We start from the raw sequence: 15,967 nt of genomic DNA on the forward strand, positions 1-15,967 counted from the left end.
TGTTCTTTCTTGATCTCGCCGGCTGTTTAATTATTAATTATTAATTTTTAATTAATAATTATTTCGCTCTCACATACTGATTCGGCCAATCAATATCATCTCCCAATACCTTAGCTGCGTGGAGAGGAAAATGAGGGTCGCGGAGACTTTCACGAGCAATGAGAATGAAATCTGCTTTTCCATCTATTAGAATTTGTTCCGCTTGTTGCGGAGTGGTGATCAGTCCTACTGCACCAACCGGAATACTCACCGCCTTTTTGATTTGCTCAGCAAAGGGTACTTGATAGCCGGGTTCCAAAGGTATTCTCGCTAATACATTTCCGCCGGAGGATACATCGATCATGCTCACTCCCAGCTTTTCCAATTCAATGCTTAGCGCAACACTGTCTTCAACTGTCCAGCCGCCTTCTGTCCAATCGTTTGCAGAGATTCTAACAATCACCGGATAATTTTCTCCAACAGCCTTGCGCACGGCAATAACTGTTTCAACCAGGAATCGAATTCTATTTTCAAAACTTCCACCGTATTCATCGGTTCTATGATTGGAAAGTGGAGAGAAAAATTCATGAATGAGGTAGCCATGTGCTCCGTGAATTTCAACTAAATCGTAGCCGGTATTTTTTGCTCGAATAGCTGCAGTCGCAAAGGCGTCTATGATCGACTTGATTTCAGTTTTTGAAAGTTCAGCAGGCACCGGATGTCCTTCTTTGAAAGGAACTGCCGAAGGTCCTACGGTTTGCCATCCATTTTCAGAATTTGGATCAATGGGGTGTCCGCCTTTCCAAGGTAGATCACAACTTGCTTTTCTTCCGGCATGCGCCAATTGAACGCCCATTTTCGAACCTTGACTGTGAACAAAGTCTACAATTTCTTTCAGTTTAACGGTATGCTCATCTTTCCATAAACCTAAATCTGCATAGCTGATACGTCCTTCGGGCACCACTGCAGTTGCTTCTTGAATGATCAGTGCAGCACCCCCCACGGCTCTTGCTCCCAAATGTACCAAATGCCAATTGTTGGCAAATCCATCCACAGCACTGTATTGACACATGGGGGAAATTACAATACGGTTTTTAAGTTCTAACGGACCAATTTTATATGGAGAAAACAATACTGACATGGTTGAGATTTTAAACAAAATTAGGAGAGAATAGGTTAAGCATCTTACTATTAACAATTGAATGTTCAAACTGTTGACCGCCAAAAAAGCCGCAAGATTCGGATTTCAAGAATAAATGAAAATATTAATATTGTACTATGCAGTCGAACTTGTTTAATGAAGAAGCTTTTGTGAAACTTCCCATGTCAGATGGAGAAGTATATTATTATGGAAAGATCATGAGTGAAAAGGAAAGCAAACATTACTACGACGCTCTAATGAAAGAAATAGAATGGGAGCACGATCAAGCTATTATCATGGGAAAACTGCTCACCACCAAACGCAAAGTAGGATGGTACGGTGCTCAGCCGTTTCAATACAAATATTCCGGAATTACCAAAGTAGCGAAACCTTGGACACCGGCTTTGAAAGAATTGCTTGATTTATCGGAAAAACTTTCAAAGGAAACCTATAATTCTTGTTTACTTAATCTGTACCACGATGGTTCGGAAGGTATGGCTTGGCACAGCGATGCCGAGAAAGACCTCAAGCCGCTTGGTGCCATTGCCTCACTTAGTTTCGGTGTAGAACGCAAATTCGCGTTCAAACACAAACAAACCAAAGAAGTGGTGTCGGTTCAATTGGAACCGGGATCTTTGCTGGTGATGACAGGCCCTACACAACTTAATTGGTTGCACCGTCTTCCGCCAACAACCAAGGTGAAAGAGGCAAGGGTGAATTTGACGTTTCGAACAATAGTGGGGAATTAAGAATTAAGAGTTAAGAAGTAAGAATTAAGAATTGAACAGCCGGGGTAATTAATAATTAACAATTAATAATTAATAATGAAACAGCCGGGAGTAATTAATAATTAATAAGTAATAATTAATAATGGAACAGCCGGGAAAACAGGAACGAGGATGCGAGGAGACGAGGAACGAGGAAGAGTGCGGAGAAAGAAGAAGGGGGAATACAGGAAGGAGGGTGAGAGTAAACGGGCTGCGAGTAAGAGTATGGAGAAACTGAGAGCATGTGGAGTTTAAGAAATTATCCTGTACATCCTTTAATCTTGTAAATCCTGATCACAGTTATGTTGATTGAATATCGGAGGCTAATCTTTGTGAATCTCTAATAATCGGTGTTATCTGTGGTCAAAAAGGAACCTTAGAAAGACAAACACTTTACGTTTCTCTTCAACTCAATCCATCACTGCAAAACGAGAAGCCTACCATCTCCGCATCTTAATTAATAATTTTTAATTCTTAATTATTAATTAATTTCATCCAATATCACACTATGTATCCCACACCTCACTATACATCTTCACTCGAATCTGTAAATATTCGAATCAAAGAAGCTAAAGCCAATTCAAAGACTTATGGCTGGATCCGTTTTTCAATTATTGTTGGCGGCGGATTGTTGTGGTGGTTCGTTGAATGGCCAACCTTGCTGTGGAGCGCTTTTTATTTGATATTGGTGGTAGCTGGTTTTTTGATAGCCCTTAAAAAAGATTTAGCTAACAAAGACCGATTGGCATTGGATCTTGCATTGAAACAAATTTATGAGAATGAATTGGAGGTGTTAGAACACCGATTCCTGCATCAAGCAACCGGAGCTGAATATGTGAATCCCGAACACCCCTATACGCTCGATTTAGACATCTTTGGACGTTCATCCATATTTCAATATGTGAATCGCACTCATTCTGAAAAATCAAGTGATCTCTTAGCCAAATGGATGATGGCACCTGCCGATGCTGCTGAAATTGCGAAACGACAAGCAGCAGTGAAAGAGCTTTCTAACATGCATGAATTTCGCGAAAGGTATCAGGCTATCAATATTTTAACACCACTTACTTACGATACTGAAGACAAGGTAAAAGGATGGCTGAAAGAAGAACCTAAGTTCACCAAAGGCTATTTATGGAAGGTGATTCGCTGGGTAGTACCGGCTTTTATGCTCACAATTCTTGCGCTCTATTTCTTAGAATATGTAAGTACGGTGAATTTAATTCGAATCTCAGCAGCGGCTTCTGTTATTGCTTTTTCTATTTCTGCCGGTATTCAACAATATTACAATCAAATAAATAAAATCAATGCTGAAGTAAAAACCTTGGCTTTGTTGATGAAGGAGATAGAGTCGGCGAAGTTTACCGATCCTTATTTACAATCTTTACAAGCAAACTTCTTAAATAAAGAACACCGCGCTTCTGTTTTGATAAAGGAACTGAACGAGATATTAAATCGATTCGATTATCGACTGAATCTAGTGGTCTTTATTCCACTGAATACCTACTTACTCTGGGATCTGCAACAGGCCATGTATTTAGAAGCTTGGCGTGAAAAGCACAAGCAGTATATGAAAGATTGGATGAGTTTGTTGTCGACCTTTGAGGTATTGAATAGTTTAGGAACGCTCAGCTTTAACAATCCCGATTGGGTTTATCCTAGAGTTTCTGAGGAAAAGAAGTTTATTGGAAGGTTTATGTGTCACCCACTTATTCCTCCCGGTGCACGCATATTCAATAGCTTTGTTACCATTGGTGAGAAGCAAATCGCCTATATCACCGGTTCCAATATGGCCGGGAAAAGTACTTTTTTGAGAACGGTAGGAGTGAACCTAGTGCTTGCGAATATGGGAGCTCCGGTTTGTGCGAAAGAAATGGAGTTTTATCCTTTTGCCATTGCATCGAGTATGCGGGTGAAAGACAATCTGGAAGAGAATACCTCTACCTTCTACGCTGAGCTGAAAAAACTCAAGATGATCATTGATCGCGTGACCGCGAAAGAACCGGTGTTGGTTTTGCTCGATGAAATTTTCAGAGGTACCAACTCTAATGATCGACATATCGGTTCCAAAGCACTCATGAAACAACTCTTGCACGAGAATGCCATTGCAATAGTGGCTTCGCACGATTTGCAACTCGCCAGTTTAGCCGATGAATTCCCCGATCATTTCACGAACTATCATTTCGAAGCAACTATTAAAGGAGAAGAACTGCATTTCGATTATCAAATAAAAGAGGGCGTGTGTACGAGTATTAACGCGAGTATTTTGATGAAGAAGATTGGGGTGAGGTTGGAGGGATAATTAGGAATTAACAATTAATAAGTAATAATTAATAATGAAACAGCCGGCAGTCAGGTAGATTGATTATCGGAGGCTAATCTGTGATAATCTGTTATAATTTGTGTATTCTGTGGTCAGAAAAAGAAAATTTGCTAAAGCCTCTCTTTGTGTACCTTTTCTCTCTTCTCTAACCTTTGCGAATTCCAAGCAGCGCAGCTGCGCAAAACTTAACAACTAAAAAACTCAAAAACTCAAAACTTGATCTAAAGGTATTCTGTAGTCAAAAAAAGCCTAACACCTAAAGCCTAAAGCCCAATGCCTAATGCCTAATACACAGAACCTTCTCATAACTCTTCCTTCTTTCCAAAAAAAATGATACCCTTTCGGATATCACTTCTACAATTTTAGTGGTGTTTCTCGGCTATCTTATCGTAAAAAAATCAACTTAATAAGTGCAGTAATTGCAACAGCAGCGAGAATGATTAAGGCGGCCATAGTATAAGGTGTTGACGTTTTGTATCAACGACGAGTCAAAGGTATATCGCTTTGTTTCGATCCACCAAAAAAATCGGTATGAGTGGTATAGTTGCGTCCTAAAATATTGATTATCAGTCTGCTAAATTTTTGTTAATCGGGGTATTCGATCTTGAAAGCAGCTGCTTCATAGGGTTCAGGGAAGCTTCGGTTCTGCGCAAAAAAGGCACCCAATTTCCCAATACTGTCTGAACACATCGCCGAATATCCATTGCATCCTCCCGCAATAATAATTCCCTCAATACAATATTCACCAATGTAGGGCCTTCCATGTTTGGTATAACTCACCACACAAGGCTTACTCTGATAATTCGAATTTTCGGGTAAGGATGGTAGTATGTCTTTAAGTCCTTTGAATAATTTTTGAGAAAGGGTAGTAGACGGACCTGATTGAAACCATTTCGCTATTTCTTCTTTCGATTCAAACCATTCGTCTTCCGATACATTGGCACCGATCTTTATATAGGTTTTGCCATCTGGGTATTGCACCGGAGGTAATACATATATGGCTTCAATTTCAGGATGTACCAATTCGTATAAGATCGAAGGAATTTTTGACGTGTTTGGATCCTTGGTATCCCATTCAATTAAAATGACTGATTCTGTTTTGGAACGCATGGCCACCGGTTGCTCCAACAATCCACTAAAATTTTGATAGGATCCCGTTGCAATGATCACTTGACCTGCGTGAACGATAGTGCCTCTATTGGTGACAATTGTGAATACACCGCCCACCTTCTTTAGCGAAACGGCTACTTCATTGATTGTTGTTACTCCATTGCTCTTTGCTACCGTTAATTGTGCTTGAAGGAGTTTACGAGGATTGATCAATCCGGCCGGGCCCTCCTCCAACATTCCCACTGTTCCTTCAGGAAATGTAAGGAATGGGAACTGTTGATTGATTTCTTTTTCAGAGGAATAAAAAACGGGGTTGGTTCCTATTTGCGTCGCTTGGTGTGACGCAGCTTTTAAATAGGCATCTACGCCGTGTGGATTTACATACAAGCAGCCCATATTTTCATGGAAATGAATGCCTGATTCTTTTTCCAATGCTGCGTAAGCGTTGATGGCATCTTGGTTCAGTCGAGTCCAGTGAATGTCTTTGCCAATGATGCGTTGTACCCGTGCTTGGTCGTAATGACTCGCGAATATTTGTGATTGATGGAAGTCGCTTGGTTCGTCGGGGCCAATGATGGCTACTTTCGCTTCTTTGGAGAGGTAACGTGCAGCAGCGGCACCCACCAATCCTTTTCCGATGATCACGTAGTCGTATCCTGACATTCTGCTCATAACAATCGTTGATTAATGAGGCAAAGTTAGTGTATTCGGGTTTGCAGTTTAATGGTTCACCGCAAAGAGCGCCAAGCCCGCAAAGATTTCGCAAAGTATTCTTTTTTTTCACCGCAGCGGCGCAGCGACCGCAGCGCTCACAGGAACTCTGTATTTCCTCGTTCCTCGCTTCCTCGTCTCCTCGTTCCTGTATTCCGGCTGTTTCATTATTAATTATTACTTATTAATTATTAATTAATCGCTCTTCCCACCAATTCATCCAACCCCACATTCCTCTTGTTCACAAAAATATCATTGTGAAAATGATCCAATTTGCGCAAGATGTTTAAGAGTCGTTGTTGCTCTTCATTCGATAGATCTCCGGCAACAATGGTGCTTACTTTTTGCATTTCGGGTAGCAAGGCGTAGAGCAGGTATTTTCCTTTTTCGGTGATTTTCACATGTACACTTCTCTTGTCTTCCTTGTCTTCTAACTCTTCCATCAATTCAAGTTTAATGAGTCGTTTGATGATATCGGCTCCGGAAGTTTTTTCGACTAGGTTTTTATTGATGAGTGCTGTTTTGGAAAGACTAGGATAGGTGAGTAGTGTAATAAGAAAGCCAAACTCATCGGCTGTTTGAATGGGACTGTCTTTCAAGGCCTTCTTGATATACATTTTCGCATAGCGATACATGAGTGAAATGAGCACTGTAATGTCGGTTTGAACCGATTCGTATTTTTCTTCCACCCATTTTTCCTCTCCTCCGGAGATTTCCCTTTTGGCAACTTCATCGGGTTGTTGATGATTTTTTAAAAAATCTCCGAATTCTGCTAAACTAAACTCCTGCTTTGAGGGTTGTGCTTCCCGAAAGAGATAGAACTGTTCGATCAGGGAATGGAGAAAAGCTTGTTCTTTCATGGTCGATTTCGTATAAAATTCAGCTCAAAAATAAGACAAATAATACGAAAACGTAAAATAAATTTGGTTAAAAGAACGAAAACGTTATAAATTTGCCTCATCAATACGAAAACATATTAAAATGACCGTAGTAGCTAAAGTGGTAAATGCCAGCAAAGAATACAAGACAGGGGACACCCTGATCACGGCTTTGCAGCCTACCAACTATGAGTTTAAGAGCAACGAACTGACTTTGATCATTGGTCCCTCCGGTTCAGGCAAAACAACCTTACTCTCTCTTTTGGGATGTGTGATCTTCCCTACGAAAGGTGAAGTATACATCAACAATCAGTTGGTAAATGGGCTCGATCAAAAATCGCTTGCGAAACTCCGCCTCAACAATATTGGTTTTGTGTTTCAAAGTTTCAATTTGATCGCCCCGCTCACCGCATTGGAAAATGTAATGCAGCCCTTGCTTCTAATGGGGATCTCAAGAAAAGAGGCTTCCGAGAAAGCCAAAAAAGCCTTGGATAAAGTGAACATGCTCGATCGCATGAACAATTTACCGAAAGCGCTTAGTGGCGGTCAGCAACAGCGTGTTTCCATTGCGCGCGCGCTCGTTACCGAACCTTCTTTAATTCTCTGTGATGAACCGACCGCTGCACTTGATATCAAAAGCGCGGCTATGGTAATGAATGAATTGAAGACCTTGTCTCAAACCGGTAAATCGGTGGCCGTAGTAACCCATGATTTACGTCTTCGAAAATTCGCTGATCGAGTTATTTATGTAAACGATGGTATTGCTTCTGATACCGCTACCGACGAACAATTTTTACACTAACACTTATACAAAATAGAGATACATGACACGCAACATTCTATTCATGGCAGCCCTTGGTTTACTCGTTTCTTGCGGAGGCAAAGAAGACAGTCCTTCGTCCATTGCCAAGCAAAACTTAACGGTTGATACCATTGCTGTTAAAGAAGTAGTGGCTATTGGAAAAATTGAACCGGAGAAAGGATTGATAGATATAGCCAGTCCAAGTGATGGCATTGTTACCGACTTGTACAAACAAGAAGGCGATTCTATCAAAGCCGGAGAACTCATTGCACAATTGGATGCCTCCAGTACGAACTTAAAAGTAGCCGATTTAAACGAACAATACCGCGCTCAGCAATCGCAAGTGCAACTAGAAGAAGCTTCCTTGCGTGAAACGATGGCTACGTATTCCAATCAACAACGCAAAGTAACTGTTGCTAAAGATCTAGTTGCAAAAGGAGCGGAGCTCAAAGACAATTTAGACGATGCTTCCATGCAATTAAAAGCTACAGAAGCGCAAGTAGAAAAAGGAAAAGCAGGTGTTCAAGTAGCACAAGCAAAATTATTAGTATTGAAAGAACAGATCAAACTTGCTGCCTTTGAATCTTCTCAAAAACAAGTACGCGCGCCTTATTCCGGAATATTACTCACGGTTCCTGTGAAGAAAGGCAATGCTATGAAACAATACGAGACCTTGGCAACACTTGCTCCCGATGGGGCTATTATAGTACGAGCTGAAGTAGATGAGTTGTTCAGTAGCAGATTGAAGTTGGGACAAGAAGTATCGATTCGATATGTAGGCAATACTACTTTAATTGCAAAAGGAAAATTGATTTACATGGCTTCTTATCTCAAAAAGAAATCTATTTTTTCTGAGCGTGCCGATGATCAAGAAGACAGACGTGTTAGAGAAATCAAAATTTCACTTGACACCAAAGACAACTTGTTGTTGAGTTCAAAAGTAGAATGTACCATCAAACTCTAATACCATCGATATGATCAGAACAGCATGGAAATTTATGAAGTTCGACCGGGCCAAGAGTTTCGGTATCATTATCGGAATTGTGATCAGCATTTTCTTGATCGGTCAACAGTTGGGAATTCTTACGTTCCTAACCGGCTTGATGGGTGGATTGGTTGAGAATTCTCGTCAAGACATTGGTCAAATTTGGGTGATCGACAATATTACCAAAAACGCCAACGAATTGGCGCCCTTAGATGAACGCTTGGTGCGTGAAATTCGCTCCCTGCGCGGAGTTGAATCTACTTATCCAATTATTGCCGCAAATGCTTCGGTGAAGTTCTCAAATGGTAAAACGGCTCCGATACTAATGGTGGGAAGCGAAGCTCCCTTGTTTGTAGGTGGTCCGAGTCCTGATAAGGTATACCAAGGAAATTTACAATCGCTCAGCGATGAAGCAGCGGTGAGCGCAGAATTTTTCGATGAAGCCATCTTCAATAATTCAGTTGCCATTGGAAACAGGGTAGAAATCAATGGTAAAGAAGCTTTCATTAAAGTGCAGACGAAAAATGCCCGCGGCTTTGCAGGAGCTTTCTTCTATACTAATTTAAGCAAGGCTCGCTTTTACACTGCATTCTCAGAAAACAAAGTAAGTGCGGTGGCAGTAAAAGTGAAGCAAGGCTATTCTATTGATGAGGTGGTGAAATCGATCAACGATGGTATTTATGGAGTGAAAGCATGGAATGCCGAGACCTTAAAAAATGAAACCATTCGCTTTATTACCATTTCTTCAAATATTGGTACAAGTGTTGGTTCTTTGGTGGTGTTTGCTATTATAAGTGGCTTTTTCATTATTGGATTAACGCTTTATTCATCTGCCTTGGATCGCATCAAAGACTACGGAACATTGAAGGCCATTGGTGCCACGAATGGGTATATCCGAAAATTGATTTTGATGCAAGCATTTTTGTTTGCCTTGGTCGGATTTGTATTGGCAATGTTGTTGCTAGAAGGCTTCCGAAAAGGTGTGTCGAACGCCGGCTTGGTGTTTTCTTATTCGCCGGTGCAATTGACTGCATTGTTTCTCATTACATTATTTATTGCGGTAGGTGGATCCTTGTTTGCGATACGCAAAATCAATGGAGTGGAACCTGCTTCTGTATTCAGATAAAACATAGTTATATGAAATATTTTGGGGTCTTGTTTTTTGGAATGATGCTGAGTTGGTCGGCAACAGCGCAAACAATCAGTTTGCCGTATTGCTACGACCAGGCTTTGAAACATCAAGCAATTTTGCGTGTGAATCAAGCCGCGGTATTGAATGCAAGTTTGAAAGTAGAAGAATTGAGAGCGCGATTTTGGCCACAGATCAGTGCGGCTTATGACTATCGCTACAATCCAATTTTGCAAAGTTCAGTGATACCGGTGGGCTTGTTCAATACGGCGGCCCCTTCCGACAAAACCATTGCCGTGAAGTTTGGTACTTCTTGGAATCAAACCGCCGGTGTAACGGTATTGCAACCCATTCTTGATTTTGCTGTGAAAGCCAATAAACAAGAATTGCAAACACAGGAACGCATTGAAAAGAACAAATTGCAACAACAAGAGCAAAGCTTGCAATACCAATTGCTCAGTTCCTATATCAAGATTCTTTTGCGTGAGAAAGAATTGGCGGCTGCTGCTGTCGACTCACAAAGAACCTACACGACCCTTCAATTACAAAAAGTGAAACTAGATGCGGGAAAATTACTGGTGACCGACTACAATACTGCCTTGATTCAGCACCGCGCAAACATCAAAGCCTTTCAGATGAGTGCTTCGGCTTGGATGAAAGAACAAGTAGTATTGAGTTATTTGACGGGTATTTCACTCGATAGCTTGATAGGATTGAAATTTGAAACGAAAGTATTGGATCAATTGCAGCAATCCGGTTTGGGAGAGATTGTTCTGGATTCACTCGCGAATTACCGCGATTTGAAACTGCAAGCCGATTTATTAGAGCAGCGTAAATACTCCGAGAAAGTAAAATACAAACCAATTCTTTCAGCACAAGGGTACTTGGGGGCGAATCAGTTCACAAATCAGTTCAACCCCTTTCAATCGAATACTTGGTTCGGTAATAGTTATGTGGGGATCGTAGCCAAGTTGCCGATTCTTATTGGAGAAGATAAGAAGAAGCGCATTCGTCAGCTCGAAGTACAGCAAAATGGATTGCAGGAGCAAATGACGGATCTACAACAAAGTTTGGAGCAACAAAGAAGTTTGGCAAGAGAAGAATTGAAAGAGTTGAATTTTGAGGAAAAGCTCTATGAGGAGAATGTTCAGTTGTATCGTCAGAACGTACAAGTATTGCAAGATCGTTTTGAAAAGGGATTGGCTACTGCAACCGATCTGAATCAGCAAGAATTGTTATTACAAGGCGATCAATTAAAAAAGCAACAAGTGGCCATTTCCGCTGCCGAAAAGCGATTGGAGTATTGGAAGAATAGTGGGAGTTTGGTGGGGTTTTTTAAATAGGGGAGTTAATTAAGAAGTAAGAATTAAGAATTAAGAATTGAACAGCGGAGTACAGGAACGAGGAAAAGAGGAGACGAGGAGCGAGGAAATACAGAAAGCCGCTAGCGCTGCGCAAACGCTGCGATCGCTGCGCCGCCGCGGTGAGAAATAGACCGCTTCGCGAAATCTTCGCGGTCTCTGCGATCTCTGCGGTGAACTAAAAGCATTAACACCACTGATAACATCTTCTACGCCCCCAGCTCAATAACTCAAAAACTTAGAACTTTAAACTCAGAACTATCTACCCTAACAATTCATCCCTCCTTCCCCTACCTTTGTACCCAAGTACCGCTAATGGGTACCCCTTTCTATGCAAGCATCCGTTTTAATTATTGACGACGAAGTAAAGATCAGAGAGCTCTTGGCCAAGATCATCCAATTGGAAGGTTTTGACGTACAAACGGCTGTGGATGCGAAATCGGGCTTGAAGAAATTGCAGCAACAAGCATTCGATGTGGTGCTGAGTGATATCAAACTCCCCGATGCCAATGGCTTAGACCTGCTGCCTGAAATAAAGAAACTCCAGCCTACCGCCGAAGTCATTCTATTGACGGCCTACGGTACCATCCCTGATAGTGTAACTGCCATTAAATTGGGTGCTTTTGATTACCTCACCAAGGGCGATGATAACAATAGAATCATCCCGCTTTTATACAAGGCGGTTGACAAAGCAGCGCTGAACAACCGCTTGGCACGACTTGAAGCACAAGTGCAGAAAAAATATTCCTTTGAATCCATAATTGGTGAATCGAAACTGATCAAAGACGCCGTGAATGCAGCTTCTAAAGTAGCTGCTACCGATGCAACGGTATTGTTGGCGGGTGAAACGGGCACAGGAAAAGAAGTGTTTGCGCAAGCCATTCACCAAAACAGTGGACGTTCCAAAGCTCCTTTTATTGCCATCAATTGTGCCGCCTTCAGCAAAGAGTTATTGGAAAATGAATTGTTTGGTCACAAAGCCGGAGCCTTTACAGGTGCGGTTAAAGACAGTAAGGGTATTTTTGAAGAAGCGAATGGAGGCACGGTTTTTTTGGATGAGATCGGTGAAATGGCACTCGATTTACAAGCCAAGTTGCTACGCGTATTGGAGACCGGTAGCTTTTTAAAAGTAGGAGATAGTAAGCCTACACAAGTAGATGTGCGTATTGTAGCAGCTACCAATAGAAATTTAAAGGCAGAAATTGAGGCGAAGAATTTTAGGGAAGACCTGTATTACCGCATTTCCACTTTTACCATCGAGTTGCCGGCCTTAAACGAGCGGAGATCTGATATTCCATTGCTTACCGATTTTTTTATTGTTCAGTTGTCGAAGAAGATCAATCGTCGCATTACTGGCGTGGAAGCAGCCTACAGTGAGGCATTGCAGAAGCATCATTGGAAGGGGAACATTCGAGAATTGAAAAATGTGTTGGAACGAAGTGTGATATTGTCGGACGATGGTGTGCTTTCGGCAGCAACATTACCTGCTGATTTTTTAGGGCAAGCGTTGCAATCCGGCAGTGCGGCTACAGATACATTGGCCACAGTAGAAAAAGCGCATATTCAGCGGGTGTTGAAATATACAGAGGGAAATAAGGCGGAAGCAGCGAAAATTCTTGATATTGGACTAACAACTTTATACAGAAAGATCGATGAATACAAAATTGGTTAATCTTTATATATGCCTATTATTACTGGCCTTGAGCTCATGCTCTGTTATTCAGAAAAGTTCAGTTGACGAAATACCCGAAGGTATTTACCGCGTTCAGTTGCATCAAACTGCCGTTATAAAAGACACAACGAAAAGAATTCCTGAATGGACAAAAGTGTATTTGATAAATGATAACGATTCGATAAAGGGATATGCGTTAGACACCACCAAATACCATTCCGAGCCTTTTTTGTTGTATCCTGCAATGCATGTAGGAAAAGGGGTATCGTTGATTCAGACATCTTTTGATTTTGATGTTTTCACTACGCCTTTTAAATATCGAGCTCCCATTGCCGGCTTCCCCAGACAATTCAATGCTGATTTTAATGGATCTGTTTTTTTAGGGTATAGAATTGATAAATTGACCATTAATCAAAAAACACTCTTCAAAGATGTTAAACGAGATCAATTTAAGAAACGTGGATTTGGTATTGGTGGCTTTGCCGGGTTGAGTACTGTTTTTATTTCTCCGGCGTTTATGAACAATACCATCGACTACGAATACGATGGGTTGGGAATTGATTATGGTATTGCCGCATTGTTTGGTTTCCGAAAATTCAATACCGGTCTCTCCTTGGGCAATGATTTGTTGATAGATGCCAATGCGAAGAACTGGGTGTATCATAATAAACCTTGGATTGGTATTTTTATTGGGTTTAATTTGAATTGATTGGATTTTTTATCCAAGGTAATAAAGTACTCATCGCAAGGATTGTTCTACTTAAGGTTCACCGCTACATCGCGAAGTACAGAAATTGCTTACTTTTTCTTCTACCTTTTCTTATTAGTTTTTTTACCGCGGCGGCGCAGCGGTCGCAGCGGCAACGCAGCGAATCCCCGTGCCTCTGTGCCTCCGTGGTTCTGTATTTCCTCCCTTCCCGCAACGGCTTCGCCTGTCCGGTATCGTTCCTCACGGGATAGACTCGACTGCTTTTGCTACGCAAAACCAGCCTACTCCTTCGTCTGCCTCCCCCTGTTCTTCTTCCTGTTCTTTCTTGATCTCGCCGGCTGTTTCATTATTAATTATTAATTGTTTTTCCATTTTGAAAACCCACCCTTCCATTTTGAAAAAATAATGCTACTGTTTTTTTTATTCATATTTTCTAATTATCACATTATCAGATAGTTGTCGCTTGTTCTTCAAATCGGTCTTTGGTTTGGTATGCTACTGTTGAAACAAGCATTTCTCAATCCAAATTCAGTCAATATGACCATTCTCCTAACCGTATTAGGCATTGCGATCTTTCTCGCGATGTATAAAATCATTCACTACTTCGAAAAAATTTAACCATGGTATTCCTCTTTGTTGTGGCCTTGTTCCTCTTCGGTTACATCGCCTATGTTCTTCTTAAACCCGAAAAATTTTAGTTATGTTTTCAGAAATACTGGGCGTAGTGCTCATGTTTATCCTACTATTCTTACTGGCCATTCCTTTGGGTAAATACATGGCCAAGGTGTTTCAGTTTCAATCTACCTGGTTGGATAAGATTTTCAACCCCCTCGACCAATTGATTTTCAAAATAGCCCGCATTCGTGTGAAAGAGGAAATGAATTGGAAACAACATTTAACAGCTCTTCTAACCATCAATCTTTGTTGGTTTTTGATCGCCATGTTTGTATTAACGAATATGAGTTGGTTGCCTTTAAATCCTGATGGAAATCCTTCTATGACGGGTGATCTGGCCTTCAATACGGCTATCAGTTTTATTACCAATACCAATCTTCAACACTATTCCGGTGAAACAGGCGTGAGTTATTTAGGTCAACTCACCTTGCAATTGTGGCAGTTCATTAGTGCAGGTTGCGGTATCGCTATTGCCGTAGTGGTGTTTTTTGCGATGCGCGAAAAAACACAAACAAGCTATGCTAATTTTTATGTGTTGTTTGTGAAATCTTGTACACGCATTTTATTGCCACTATCATTGGTAGTGGCTGTGATCTTGTTGTTCAATCATGTTCCTATGACATTTCAAGGTAAAGACACCATGATTGGCTTGCAAGGTGATACGGTGCAGGTGAGTCGCGGACCGGTTGCGGGCTTTGTGGCCATCAAACAACTTGGTACAAACGGTGGTGGTTTCTTTGGCCCGAATTCAGCGCATCCATTAGAGAATCCCAATTACTTAACGAATATCGTAGAAACCATTGCCATAGTGTTGATTCCGCTGGCTTTGATTTTTACAATGGGTCATATTTTAAATAGAAGAAAACTGGCTTGGTCTATTGTGGGTGTTATGACCATCGGTTTCTTCTTGCTTTGTATCCCCACCATTCTTCAAGAAGTGAAAGGAAATGCGGCAATAGCCAAAATGGGCATAGCACAACCTCACGGAAGTATGGAAGGAAAAGAGCTTCGTTTTGGAGCCCCTGCTTCAGCTTATTGGGCCATCAGTACAACTACTACCAGTAATGGTTCTGTGAATGCGATGCATGATAGCTTGACGCCACTATCGGGTATGTTCACTCTACTGGGTATGATGGTGAACGCCTTTTACGGTGGTGTGGGTGTTGGTTTTCTGAACTACTACATCTTTATTATTCTAGCTGTATTTATAAGTGGATTGATGGTAGGGCGTACCCCTGAATTCTTAGGAAAGAAAATTGAAGCCCGCGAGATGAAGATCGCCATGATCATCGCCTTGTTGCATCCGTTTTTAATTCTTACAGGAACGGCCATTGCTTCACATGTGTATGCTCACAATCCAACCGCCTATGCTGCTTGGTTAAACAATCCCGGCTATCATGGTTTTAGTGAAATGCTCTACGAGTTCACTTCTTCCAGTGCCAATAATGGTAGTGGCTTTGAGGGATTGGGCGACAATACGCCTTTCTGGAACATCGCCTGTGGTATTGTAATGCTGCTTGCGCGATACTTGCCTATTATTGGTCCGGTGGCCATTGCAGGCAGTCTTGCCGCAAAAAAATACATTCCTGAAAGTGCCGGTACGCTGAAGACAGATACCCCCACTTTCTCGCTTATGGTATTTGCAGTGATTGCCATTGTGGCCGCACTCTCGTTCTTCCCAGCGTTAACCTTAGGTCCTATAGCAGAATATTTTTCTATCTAAAG

The 15,967-nt window shown here is 41.4% G+C and carries 13 protein-coding genes; 10 read left to right on the top strand and 3 right to left on the bottom strand.

What is annotated here, in order from left to right; translation table 11 throughout:
- Positions 1-58: 58 nt before the first annotated feature.
- On the bottom strand, positions 59-1,120 hold the full coding sequence (locus ACQ2HE_RS11530; RefSeq protein WP_430899330.1) for an NADH:flavin oxidoreductase/NADH oxidase: 1,062 nt from the start codon (positions 1,118-1,120) through the stop codon (positions 59-61).
- Between the two features lie 137 nt (positions 1,121-1,257).
- On the opposite strand from ACQ2HE_RS11530, the gene ACQ2HE_RS11535 reads away from it, so the two are divergent.
- Positions 1,258-1,869 carry an alpha-ketoglutarate-dependent dioxygenase AlkB family protein gene (locus ACQ2HE_RS11535; protein WP_430899328.1) on the top strand — a complete coding sequence of 204 codons (612 nt, stop codon included), beginning with the start codon at positions 1,258-1,260 and terminating at the stop codon, positions 1,867-1,869.
- Between the two features lie 526 nt (positions 1,870-2,395).
- Positions 2,396-4,189: a MutS-related protein gene (locus tag ACQ2HE_RS11540; RefSeq protein WP_430899326.1), complete on the top strand. Its 1,794-nt coding sequence runs from the start codon at positions 2,396-2,398 to the stop codon at positions 4,187-4,189.
- Positions 4,190-4,795: 606 nt separating this feature from the next.
- Here ACQ2HE_RS11540 and ACQ2HE_RS11545 read toward each other — a convergent pair.
- Positions 4,796-5,992, bottom strand: a complete 1,197-nt coding sequence (locus ACQ2HE_RS11545; RefSeq protein WP_430899324.1) for an NAD(P)/FAD-dependent oxidoreductase — start codon at positions 5,990-5,992, stop codon at positions 4,796-4,798.
- 230 nt (positions 5,993-6,222) lie between these two features.
- Positions 6,223-6,891, bottom strand: a complete 669-nt coding sequence (locus ACQ2HE_RS11550; RefSeq protein ID WP_430899322.1) for a MarR family winged helix-turn-helix transcriptional regulator — start codon at positions 6,889-6,891, stop codon at positions 6,223-6,225.
- Positions 6,892-7,012: 121 nt separating this feature from the next.
- Here ACQ2HE_RS11550 and ACQ2HE_RS11555 point away from each other — a divergent pair, with 121 nt between their 5' ends.
- From ACQ2HE_RS11555 to kdpA, 8 genes are all read left to right on the top strand, one after another.
- Positions 7,013-7,711, top strand: a complete 699-nt coding sequence (locus tag ACQ2HE_RS11555) for an ABC transporter ATP-binding protein (protein WP_430899320.1) — start codon at positions 7,013-7,015, stop codon at positions 7,709-7,711.
- A 22-nt stretch (positions 7,712-7,733) separates the two neighbouring features.
- The gene (locus ACQ2HE_RS11560) at positions 7,734-8,675 is read left to right on the top strand and encodes an HlyD family secretion protein (protein ID WP_430899318.1); all 942 of its coding nucleotides are present in this window, start codon (positions 7,734-7,736) and stop codon (positions 8,673-8,675) included.
- Between the two features lie 10 nt (positions 8,676-8,685).
- Positions 8,686-9,822: an ABC transporter permease gene (locus ACQ2HE_RS11565; RefSeq protein ID WP_430899316.1), complete on the top strand. Its 1,137-nt coding sequence runs from the start codon at positions 8,686-8,688 to the stop codon at positions 9,820-9,822.
- An 11-nt stretch (positions 9,823-9,833) separates the two neighbouring features.
- On the top strand, positions 9,834-11,168 hold the full coding sequence (locus tag ACQ2HE_RS11570; RefSeq protein ID WP_430899314.1) for a TolC family protein: 1,335 nt from the start codon (positions 9,834-9,836) through the stop codon (positions 11,166-11,168).
- A gap of 349 nt (positions 11,169-11,517) precedes the next feature.
- A complete protein-coding gene (locus ACQ2HE_RS11575; RefSeq protein ID WP_430899312.1) occupies positions 11,518-12,858 on the top strand; it encodes a sigma-54-dependent transcriptional regulator in 1,341 nt (446 codons plus the stop codon).
- Entirely contained in the window at positions 12,839-13,567 is a 729-nt protein-coding gene (locus ACQ2HE_RS11580; protein ID WP_430899310.1) for a hypothetical protein, read from the top strand. Before ACQ2HE_RS11575 ends, ACQ2HE_RS11580 begins: the two co-directional genes overlap by 20 nt.
- 620 nt (positions 13,568-14,187) lie before the next feature.
- Entirely contained in the window at positions 14,188-14,265 is a 78-nt protein-coding gene (locus tag ACQ2HE_RS11585; protein WP_430899983.1) for a potassium-transporting ATPase subunit F, read from the top strand.
- Between the two features lie 2 nt (positions 14,266-14,267).
- Positions 14,268-15,965 carry a potassium-transporting ATPase subunit KdpA gene (gene kdpA, locus ACQ2HE_RS11590; RefSeq protein WP_430899308.1) on the top strand — a complete coding sequence of 566 codons (1,698 nt, stop codon included), beginning with the start codon at positions 14,268-14,270 and terminating at the stop codon, positions 15,963-15,965.
- Positions 15,966-15,967 lie beyond the last annotated feature (2 nt).

The organism is Endoryza foliicola (assembly GCF_050589245.1).
Taxonomy (GTDB): Bacteria; Bacteroidota; Bacteroidia; order Chitinophagales; family Chitinophagaceae; genus Endoryza; species Endoryza foliicola.

Bases quoted from the DNA above. Each gene is read 5' to 3' on its own strand.
- ACQ2HE_RS11530 (WP_430899330.1), bottom strand. From the start codon at position 1,120: ATGTCAGTATTGTTTTCTCCATATAAAATTGGTCCGTTAGAACTTAAA.
- ACQ2HE_RS11535 (WP_430899328.1), top strand. From the start codon at position 1,258: ATGCAGTCGAACTTGTTTAATGAAGAAGCTTTTGTGAAACTTCCCATG.
- ACQ2HE_RS11540 (WP_430899326.1), top strand. From the start codon at position 2,396: ATGTATCCCACACCTCACTATACATCTTCACTCGAATCTGTAAATATT.
- ACQ2HE_RS11545 (WP_430899324.1), bottom strand. From the start codon at position 5,992: ATGAGCAGAATGTCAGGATACGACTACGTGATCATCGGAAAAGGATTG.
- ACQ2HE_RS11550 (WP_430899322.1), bottom strand. From the start codon at position 6,891: ATGAAAGAACAAGCTTTTCTCCATTCCCTGATCGAACAGTTCTATCTC.
- ACQ2HE_RS11555 (WP_430899320.1), top strand. From the start codon at position 7,013: ATGACCGTAGTAGCTAAAGTGGTAAATGCCAGCAAAGAATACAAGACA.
- ACQ2HE_RS11560 (WP_430899318.1), top strand. From the start codon at position 7,734: ATGACACGCAACATTCTATTCATGGCAGCCCTTGGTTTACTCGTTTCT.
- ACQ2HE_RS11565 (WP_430899316.1), top strand. From the start codon at position 8,686: ATGATCAGAACAGCATGGAAATTTATGAAGTTCGACCGGGCCAAGAGT.
- ACQ2HE_RS11570 (WP_430899314.1), top strand. From the start codon at position 9,834: ATGAAATATTTTGGGGTCTTGTTTTTTGGAATGATGCTGAGTTGGTCG.
- ACQ2HE_RS11575 (WP_430899312.1), top strand. From the start codon at position 11,518: ATGCAAGCATCCGTTTTAATTATTGACGACGAAGTAAAGATCAGAGAG.
- ACQ2HE_RS11580 (WP_430899310.1), top strand. From the start codon at position 12,839: ATGAATACAAAATTGGTTAATCTTTATATATGCCTATTATTACTGGCC.
- ACQ2HE_RS11585 (WP_430899983.1), top strand. From the start codon at position 14,188: ATGGTATTCCTCTTTGTTGTGGCCTTGTTCCTCTTCGGTTACATCGCC.
- kdpA (WP_430899308.1), top strand. From the start codon at position 14,268: ATGTTTTCAGAAATACTGGGCGTAGTGCTCATGTTTATCCTACTATTC.